This window comes from Williamsia sp. Y721 (genome assembly GCF_059683565.1).
The window spans coordinates 1275396-1283331 of record NZ_JCASNH010000002.1 but is presented as its reverse complement, the minus strand read 5'-3'; the positions used below and the strand labels follow the sequence as shown (position 1 = coordinate 1283331).

General features: G+C 64.7%; 8 protein-coding genes. 3 read left to right on the top strand and 5 right to left on the bottom strand.

Features of this window, described 5'->3' with window-relative positions:
• From AC56PL_RS14660 to AC56PL_RS14640, 5 genes are all read right to left on the bottom strand, one after another.
• Positions 1-926: DUF222 domain-containing protein (locus AC56PL_RS14660; protein ID WP_497154273.1), on the bottom strand; the 926-nt coding region annotated here is incomplete at its 3' end.
• A 58-nt stretch (positions 927-984) separates the two neighbouring features.
• Complete coding sequence (locus tag AC56PL_RS14655; RefSeq protein ID WP_495514395.1) at positions 985-1212, bottom strand: hypothetical protein; 228 nt, start codon at positions 1210-1212, stop codon at positions 985-987.
• Between the two features lie 87 nt (positions 1213-1299).
• Positions 1300-2064, bottom strand: a complete 765-nt coding sequence (locus AC56PL_RS14650; RefSeq protein ID WP_497154272.1) for an enoyl-CoA hydratase/isomerase family protein — start codon at positions 2062-2064, stop codon at positions 1300-1302.
• Positions 2064-3326, bottom strand: coding sequence for an acetyl-CoA hydrolase/transferase family protein (locus AC56PL_RS14645; RefSeq protein WP_497154271.1), 1263 nt, complete (start codon positions 3324-3326; stop codon positions 2064-2066). Before AC56PL_RS14645 ends, AC56PL_RS14650 begins: the two co-directional genes overlap by 1 nt.
• Positions 3326-4483: a CaiB/BaiF CoA transferase family protein gene (locus AC56PL_RS14640; protein WP_497154270.1), complete on the bottom strand. Its 1158-nt coding sequence runs from the start codon at positions 4481-4483 to the stop codon at positions 3326-3328. Before AC56PL_RS14640 ends, AC56PL_RS14645 begins: the two co-directional genes overlap by 1 nt.
• Before the next feature lie 74 nt (positions 4484-4557).
• On the opposite strand from AC56PL_RS14640, the gene AC56PL_RS14635 reads away from it, so the two are divergent.
• From AC56PL_RS14635 to acuI, 3 genes are all read left to right on the top strand, one after another.
• Positions 4558-6081 carry a class I adenylate-forming enzyme family protein gene (locus tag AC56PL_RS14635; RefSeq protein WP_497154269.1) on the top strand — a complete coding sequence of 508 codons (1524 nt, stop codon included), beginning with the start codon at positions 4558-4560 and terminating at the stop codon, positions 6079-6081.
• On the top strand, positions 6078-6833 hold the full coding sequence (locus AC56PL_RS14630) for an SDR family NAD(P)-dependent oxidoreductase (RefSeq protein WP_497154268.1): 756 nt from the start codon (positions 6078-6080) through the stop codon (positions 6831-6833). Before AC56PL_RS14635 ends, AC56PL_RS14630 begins: the two co-directional genes overlap by 4 nt.
• 106 nt (positions 6834-6939) lie before the next feature.
• Positions 6940-7923, top strand: a complete 984-nt coding sequence (gene acuI, locus AC56PL_RS14625) for an acrylyl-CoA reductase (NADPH) (protein WP_497154267.1) — start codon at positions 6940-6942, stop codon at positions 7921-7923.
• The last annotated feature ends 13 nt before the right edge of the window (positions 7924-7936 follow it).

Here is a 7936-nt window from a genome sequence, read left to right as displayed (position 1 = left end):
CCGGAGATGACACCGTGACCATCCATGAATCCGGGATTGGTTGCGGTTCCTTCCAAGGTCGGCTGGTCGGTGATCACGTGCAGCACGATCTTCACGTCCACGCCTGAGATGACTTGTCCGGCAGGAACAGTGACGATTTCAGCGGTACAGGGATGTTTTGGGTCGTTCGGGCATTCACAACGGAATTCGCGACCCATCACCGTGGCAAACAACGCATCGGCCATCCGATCAGACTTCTTCCGCGGATCGGCCTTACACGTGGCCATCGCCAGCTTTTCGAGCCGCGCCATAATCAACGTCAATTCCTCGGCCGTGGAATGGGCATCCAAAACCGCCATGCCGTGGTCGGTGTTGTTGGCCCACACCCCACGGTTGTTTTTCGCATCCTCCCGGTTCTTACGCACCAGGTCCGGGTCTCGGCGGAAGATGATGGCATCGACCATGTCTCGCATCCGACCCTTCGACCACGACCCACGCCGACGCAGTGCTTCGGCGATCGCGCGATCGATATCGGCCACGTGGGCCGAACCCTCGATCAGTTCGGTGCGGGCGATGATGTCGGGGATGTGGTGCGCGGCGATGCGGCCGGCTTTCAACAACGCATTGACCGCTGGCAGGCGATCGCGCAGCGCGACCCCGCGATTGATCTGCAGCTCCGCGGTCCGCTGCGTCAGGCCCTGTGCGGCAGACAATCTCGCCGCACACTGCGCGAACGGATCAAGCGCCCGCATCTCCGCCTCGGTCCCTACGGTCGGCTCTACGAGATGTCGATGCAGCATCGCTGCAGCGGCATACCGCTCCCACTCCATCCGCGACTGCTGGACCATCGCGAGCTCGGTGTTACGCAACAACTCGTTGACACCCAGCGACTCGACAGGACCGATTTCATCGTCCCCACCTGCATCTTCGATCTCCCCCTCGAACATACATTTGAGTCTAGATGAGGGGTACGACACCACTCCTCAGGCAGCCGCAACTCAAGTGTCACTCGCCGTCGAGCATCGCCGTGGTGCCATCTGGTCGATGTTCGACAAGCCGCCCCACCTCGTCGAGTGAGACAGTTGTGACACCGCGATCGGCGAGGGCTTTACGGTAGTCGGCCGTCGCGAGGCCTTGGAGGATTCGCGCCCGGATGTTCGCGTCGACCGATCCACGCTCTGATTCGCCAAAGTCGGCGTCCGCGTGCGCCGCCTCGTCTGCAGGTTCTGACATACCGACCCCCAGGTTGCCGTGCTCCATGAGCGTACCAATGCCGTAAGTCACCTTGACGATTCCAGCGGGATCACCAACCGCCGTGCTTCAGGCTCCAGTCCACACAGGCGCCCGTTTCTGCGAAAACGCAGTGGGTCCCTCCTGTGCGTCGGCGCTGTTGTAGCAGTCTTCGGCGGCGGCCCTGGCGGCAACCAGCGCCTCCGACCGGCCCATCTCGGTTGCGATCATCACCGTGTCGCGTGCAGCTTTCACGGAAAGCGGCGCGCCGGCGAGGATGTCCGCGGCAAGCGCGATCGCCTCGCTCAGCAGATTCTCCGGCTCTGTGATCCGGTTGACCAGACCGATCTCGTAGGCACGCTGCGCGCTGATCGGCTTTCCGGTGAGCAGGATTTCCATCATGATCCGTTGCGGGATCATGTGGATCAGCGGCGACGCCCATGGCGAACTCCGGCCGACCTTCACCTCGGTGACCGCGAACTTGGCGCTGGTACTGGCCACACACAGGTCACACGCCTGCGCGATCATCCAGCCGCCTGCGAAGGCGTATCCGTTAACCGCGGCGATGGTCGGTTTCGACAGTTCGACGGTGTCATAGGGAAGCGCGAACATGTCGCGTGGCGGCACCGCCATCCCGGTCGCGACCATCTCCTTGAGATCGCCTCCGGCACAGAATGTCTCACCGGCGCCGGTCAGGACCGCGACCCGCAGCGCGGTGTCGTTTTCAAAGCGTTCCCAGGCGTCGCGCAGACCCTCGCGGACCTCCAGCGACAGGCAATTACGGGTGTCGGGACGATTGATCGTGATGATCGCTATCCCGTCGTCGCGGGCGTCGAACAGGACGGCGTCGCTCACTAATATCCCCTCTGCTGAATGATGTGCGCCTCGCGCGAAAGTTCTTCCTGAAAGTCCGGATGCGCAATGGCGATAAGGCGTTTGGAGCGCTCGGCCAAGCTCTGGCCACGGAGCTGCGCTGCGCCGAACTCGGTGACGATCACGTCGACGTCGCTGCGCGGCGTGGTGACCGGACCCGACAGCCGAGCCGTGATCCGGCTGATCGTTCCCTTCTTCGCGGTCGCCGGGAGCGCGATGATCGCGTGCCCACCCGGCGACCGTGCGCCCCCGCGAACAAAGTCGAGCTGACCACCGGTGCCGCCGAGGTAGGCGGCGCCGCTCTGCTCAGCGTTGACCTGCCCGGTCAGATCCACTTCCAGGGCCGAATTGATGGTCACCAAGTTCTCGAGTTGCGCCATCACCGCCGCCTCATGGGTGTACGCCGTATTGCACATCCGGAGTTCGGGGTTCTGATGGGCGAAGTCGTACAACCGCCGGGTACCGATCAGGGCGCCGGCGATACTCACGCCGCGGTCGATCCTCTTGCGGGCGTTGGTGACTGCGCCGGCCTCGATCAGGTCGACCAACCCGTCCCCGACCATGCCGGAGTGCACGCCCAGGTCGCGGCGATCGCGCAGGAGCCGCAACATCACCTCCGGGACCGCGCCGATACCCATCTGGATGACCGAACCGTCGCCGATGAACGCAGCGGCATGTTCGGCCATCGCCAGATCGGTGTCGTTGATCGCAGCGGACGTCACCTCGACCGGGGTCCGCGAGACGTGCACGGCGTAATCGATCGCCGTGGCGGGCACCTTCTCGCCGCAGGTGTAGGGCACCTGATCGTTGACCTCGGCGATGACAACGCGCGCCCTGGCGACGGCTGCCTGCACGTAGTCGCTGATGAGTCCGAAGCTGTGGTTGCCGTCGGCATCGGCCGGACTGACCTGGATCAATGCGATGTCGCAGCCCATGTCACCACCCGCGATCATCGGGGCGATCTGGCCGACGTGGCACGGAACGACATCGAGCTCATGGGCTTTGCTCATCACCCGCAACGAGCCCATGGCACCCATGCTCGACAGCGAGAAACTCTTGGCCGTCTCCGGCGTGAAGAGCCCGGAGAAGCTGGTCGAGATGAACGCTGAAAGCCCGCCCACCTCGTGGCCCTGCTCGATCAGGGCTTCGATGAGTGTTGTGGGTTCACCACAGGCCTGCCCGATGACAATCCGATCGCCGGGGAGCAGGTACCGCTGCAGGTCGATCGTCGCGGATACCGCCATCAGGACCAGGCCCCGTCTACCGAGCGCACCTGGGCCTTGACCTCTTCGGTGTTCTCACCGAGCCTGGGTGCCGCGCTGTCGATCCGGCCGGGTGTTCGGGAGAACCAGGTGGGCGGACCGGGGAAACGGACTGAACCATAGGGTGATTCGACCTCTTCGAAGAAGTCCACCGCCTCCAGGTGCGGGTTGTCGAACAGTTCGTCGAGTGACCGGACGGGCGCAGCCGGGATGTCCAGCGAACGCAGCAGGTCGAGCCATTCCTGGGTGGTGCGCTCCGAAAATGTCTCTCCCAGAAGCGAGTACACCTCGTTGATCCGTGCGGCGCGCTGCCCGAGGGTGGCAAAATGCTCACCAGCCCATTCGGGGGCGACGGCTGCAACAAACGCGTCCCATTGCTTGTCGTTGTAGACCAGCGCCGAGATGTGGCCGTCCTTGGTGCGGTACGGCTTTCGGTTCGGCGACACCGCGCGGTGGTAGGCCGCCGGTCCCAGCGGCGGCGTGAACATCGCGCCGCCGGCATGTTCGACCAGCATGAACGCGGCCATCGTCTCGAACATCGCCACCTCCACCTCTTGACCTTCGCCGGTACGTTCGCGATGGAACAACGCCATCGTGGTGGCGTAGAGCGCCGTCATCCCGGCGACCTTGTCGGCGATGATCGTGCCGACGTAGCCGGGCTCGCCGGTGAGTTGCTCCTGGGCGAACGGCAGGCCGCATTCGGCCTGGATGGTGTCGTCGTAGGCGGTGAGATTCGCATCCGGGCCGCGGCGGCCGTAGCCGTAGCAGTTGGTGTAGATGATCGACGGGTTGATCGCGGCGACCTCGTCGTAGTCGAAGCCGAGTTTGGCGATCGCCGTACCGCGCATCGAGTGGATGAACACGTCGGCGCCGCTGATCAGGTCACGCAGAACCTGTTTGTCGTCGTCGGCGCGCAGATCGAGGACAACGCTGCGCTTGCCGCGATTCACGTTCACGAACACGCCACCCATGCCCGGCTCGGGACCCACCGATATGTATCGGGTGTTGTCCCCGGCCGGGATCTCGATCTTGATGACGTCGGCGCCCATGTCTGCCATCACCTGAGTGCAGTAGGGGCCCATGACCATTGCCGTCAGATCGACCACGCGTACGCCGACCAACGGACCTGTGTGTTTCATCCCTAACCCGCCTCTTCGACAACGAACCCAAGCTATCAGGTCAATGTTTACAAGGATAGTGGTATGACTAGCAGGTGGAGATTTTCAAGCCGATCGGAAACGTCCTCGACCGCGCGGTCACGGACCGCCCGGATGCCCCCGCGGTCGAGGCCGCCTCCGGCATCTGGACGTACACCGAACTCGATGATCAGGCCCGGCGGGCCGCAGGTGCACTGTGGTCGCTGGGCGTACGTCCGGGCGATCGGGTGACCGCCTGCCTGCCCAATGATCTCGACATCGTGGCGGCATTTCATGGCGCCCAGCGGATCGGCGCGATCTGGGCCGGAGTCGGCGAGGCGTTGTCGGCAGGCGAACAACAGGACATCGTCGACCTGTGCGGGCCCACTGCGGTGCTGTCGGGAACGAACGGCAAGGTGACCGGCCCGGAATGTGTTGAGCCCGAACGATGGTCCGAGTTGCTTCGCAGCGACTTCGAGGCACCGGAGGTGGAACCGGACATCGACGCCCCGGCCGGGATCGCGTTCACCAGCGGTACCTCGGGTCGCGCCAAGGCCGTGGTCCACAGCCACCGAAATCTGCTGCTGCCCGGTGCCGTGCTCAACAGGACCCGCGGATGGGGTCCCGACCTGCGCAAGGGAGACAGCTTCCCGCTGACGATCCTCAACCTCATGGTCTTGTCGACACTGCTCACCGCCCAGGCCGGCGGGTGTGCGGTGGTGATGAACCGTCGTGACGTCGACGGGCTCGTCGAGTGGATCAGCACCCGGCGCGTGACGGTGTGGAACGGCGCACCCGCACAGCTCTACGACCTCGCCCGTTGTCCCGACGCCGATCTGAGCTCGTTGCGCGAGGTCTGGAGCGGCGGCGGTGACACGTCAGACGCCCTGCGCCAGGAATTCGCCGACGCCCACGGACTGATCCCGCGCGTCACCTACGGCCTGACCGAGGCACCCACCGTCGTGTCGATCGATCCACCCGATGGCCAGTGGCGGGTGCGGGCCAGCGGGCAGGTACTGCCGCACTTCGACGTCGCCGCATACGACGACGACAACCATCGGTTGCCCGCAGGCAAATCCGGCGAGCTGAAGTTGACCGCTGCTTCCGGCGGAGAATGGGCCGGGGCCTGGCGCCCCATGCTCGGCCACTGGGGCCCCGATGGGCTCGACGAGGCAGCGCCGGGCCCGCTGCCGACCGGCGACATCGGAACCGTCGACGGCTCCGGGTGGCTGACGGTGATCGACCGCAAGAAGCTGGTGATCATCCGTGGCGGGGCCAACATCTATCCACTCGAGGTGGAGCGAGCAATCAGCACGCATCCGGATGTCGAGAAGGTGGCGGTGTACCCGATCCCCGATGACCGCCTCGGACAGCGCGTGGCGGCGGTGGTCGAGAGTTCGTTCTCCACATTGGATTTCGACGATCTCACGGCGCATTGCCGTCGCGAGGTGTCGTCGTACAAAGTCCCCGAGGCCTGGACCCAGGTCGATGCGCTGCCGGTGAACGCGATGGGCAAGGTGCAGCGGGCCGGACTTGCCGAGTTCGTTGAACAACAACGCATTTCCGGCCGACAGGCGACCTCGAAGGGAACCACCGCGTGAGCGAGCTGTTCAATCTCAAGGGCAAAGTCGCAATCGTGACCGGCGGATCGTCAGGACTGGGGGTTGCGGTCGCGGAAACCCTGGCCGAGGCCGGCGCCCGCGTTGCGGTGGTCGCCCGGCGCAAAGACAGGCTGAGCGCGGTCGCCGAACGGATCAACGGCCTTGCGGTTTCCTGCGACCTGTCAGATCTCGAACAGGTCGGCACCATCGTGCCCACCGTGGTGGACGAACTCGGACCACCGGACATCATCATCAACGGCGCAGGCAGCATGTTCACCGAGGAGAAGGCGGAGTCCGAACCACTGGAGGCCATCCGGAACACCCTCGGCCTGAATCTGATGGCACCTTTCCTGCTGGCCCAGAGCGCTTTTCCCCACCTGGTGGAAGCCGGCGGCGGCTCGATCGTGAACATCTCGTCCATCAGTGGTCAGGTCGGCATCCCCGGGATCCCGCAGGCGTCCTACGCCGCAAGCAAGGCCGGGCTGTCCGGGCTGACAGCCGAACTCGCGGTGCAGTGGGCCAGGCACTCGATCCGGGTGAACACCGTGGCACCCGGCTTCTTCCGCAGTGAGATCACCGGGCCGCTCTACACCAGTGAGCGCGCATCGGAGTACCTACGTCGCAACACACCACTACCGAAAGAAGGTTCCGCGCAAGACATTGTCGGCGCCGTGCTCTGGCTCGCCTCCGATGCCGGGAGTTATGTCACCGGCCAGACCATCGTGGTCGACGGCGGATGGACAGCACGCTGACTCCCAGCCAATAGCACCTGCAAGCATTGCAATCCTTACGAGGATTGACGTAATGTCGGCCACATTGTTGCCCCGCTTTGGGGCGGTTGAAAGGACTACTTCTCTCATGTTTTCGGCAGTTGTCATCGAAAAGGGCGAAGCGGGGCAATCCGTTGCCCTCCAAAACGTCGAAGAAACCGAGCTTCCCGAGGGAAACGTCCAGATAGACGTGGACTACTCCTCACTCAATTTCAAAGATGCCCTTGCCATCACCGGCAAGTCCCCGGTGGTCCGCAAGTTCCCGATGGTTCCCGGCATCGACCTGGCAGGCACCGTCACGGCCAGCTCGCACGCCAAGTGGTCCACCGGCGATCGGGTCGTCCTGAACGGCTGGGGCGTCGGTGAAACCCACTGGGGCGGCTTCGCCCAGCGCGCCAGCCTCAACGGTGACTGGCTGGTACCGCTGCCCGCCGAGTTCACCGCCAAGCAGGCCATGGCGATCGGCACCGCCGGCTACACGGCCAGCCTCTGCGTCGAGGCATTAGTCAACGCAGGCGTGCGCCCCGAGCAGGGCGAGATCCTGGTGACCGGAGCCACCGGCGGCGTCGGCAGCGTTGCGATCGCACTGTTGACCAAGGCCGGCTTCACCGTGGCCGCCTCCACCGGTAAGACCTCCGAGGTCGAGTATCTCCGGGCGCTCGGTGCGTCCACCGTCGTCGACCGGGCCGAGCTCTCCGAAAAGGGCAAGCCGATGCAGAAGGAACGCTGGGCCGGTGTTGTCGACTCGGTCGGCAGCTTCACCCTGGCCAACGCCTGCGCGCAGACCCGCTACGGCGGCACCGTCGCCGCCTGTGGTCTCGCGCAGGGCATGGACTTCCCGGCTTCGGTCGCGCCGTTCATCCTGCGTGGGGTATCGCTACTGGGCATCGACAGCGTGATGGCACCCATCGAGCGACGGATCACCGCCTGGGCACGCCTGTCCCGCGACCTCGATCCAAGCGCCCTGGAGTCGATCGCCACCGAGATCTCCCTTGCGGAATCGATCAAAGCAGCCGACCAGCTGATGGACGGCACCGTGCGTGGCCGCATCGTTGTCGACGTCAATCGCTGAATCAGGAGTACAC

What these genes read in the sequence shown, in the direction of transcription:
- AC56PL_RS14640 (WP_497154270.1), bottom strand. Translation starts at nt 4,483, where the DNA reads ATGAAACACACAGGTCCGTTGGTCGGCGTACGCGTGGTCGATCTGACG.
- AC56PL_RS14655 (WP_495514395.1), bottom strand. Translation starts at nt 1,212, where the DNA reads ATGTCAGAACCTGCAGACGAGGCGGCGCACGCGGACGCCGACTTTGGC.
- acuI (WP_497154267.1), top strand. Translation starts at nt 6,940, where the DNA reads ATGTTTTCGGCAGTTGTCATCGAAAAGGGCGAAGCGGGGCAATCCGTT.
- AC56PL_RS14645 (WP_497154271.1), bottom strand. Translation starts at nt 3,326, where the DNA reads ATGGCGGTATCCGCGACGATCGACCTGCAGCGGTACCTGCTCCCCGGC.